Genomic DNA, 817 nt, shown 5'->3' on the forward strand with positions numbered 1-817 from the left:
CTTCGCTATTGCTTTTCCATCCGCCTTAATGCTGTGTTTATCAACATTAATTTCGGGGATCAGCACCGCATCAAACTGTACTGAAGGTGCAACAGCAACCTCTTCATCCACGGAAACACGTACCGCATGCAGCCCCTGCTGACGGCTGCGCAGCACGACCGATGCCTGCCCCTGCGCATCCGTGTTCTGCCGGGTTTGGGACAATTCTCCCTTGTCGCTTGACCAGATAACAGCCTGATTCGAGATGGGAGTCCCTTCTTGATCGATGACAAGGACGGTATAGAGCACACTGTCATGACCATCGGCTTTGGCCTGCGTTTTATTCGCTGTCACCTGCCATCGCTTCTCGGTCGGTAAACTCACCATCATGATTTTTGCCCGGTTGGAGCGATTACCCCGGCTGTCGATGGCTATTCCCGAAAGCCGGACGGGGTTTTTCGTGGTTTTCGGCAACCGCAACGTCACTTTCTCCGGCCGTTGAACAAGTACTTTCCCGCCTGCCTGCTGTAATTCAGCCGTATCCAGCTCTAAACGCGCCAGCGGATATTTGGATTGGATAATCGGTACAAAGGTCACGTCTTTGCCTTCATATCCGTTGATTGATGCAGGGAAAGCCAGTGTCAGCAACGTTTGCTTCTGATAATCCAGCACCATATCGTTGCGGCGGTTCACAAAATCCAACTGACTAGCTCTCAGGCTGCGCAGTGGCGCGACCGCGTTTGGATCAAACTGTTGGCTGAGCGGAACACCCAAGCGATAATTGAGGTTCAGGGTAAAACGATTTTCACTGACACCTTGTTTACCCTGCCGAAAATCG

1 protein-coding gene is annotated in these 817 nt (G+C 52.1%); it reads right to left on the bottom strand.

Annotation, left to right across the window (positions count from 1 at the left end; translation table 11 throughout):
* Positions 1-817: Ig-like domain-containing protein (locus AB204_RS20465; RefSeq protein WP_047965223.1), on the bottom strand; the 817-nt coding region annotated here is incomplete at both ends.

The sequence above is a fragment of the Xenorhabdus khoisanae genome (assembly GCF_001037465.1).
GTDB classification, from domain to species: domain Bacteria; phylum Pseudomonadota; class Gammaproteobacteria; order Enterobacterales; family Enterobacteriaceae; genus Xenorhabdus; species Xenorhabdus khoisanae.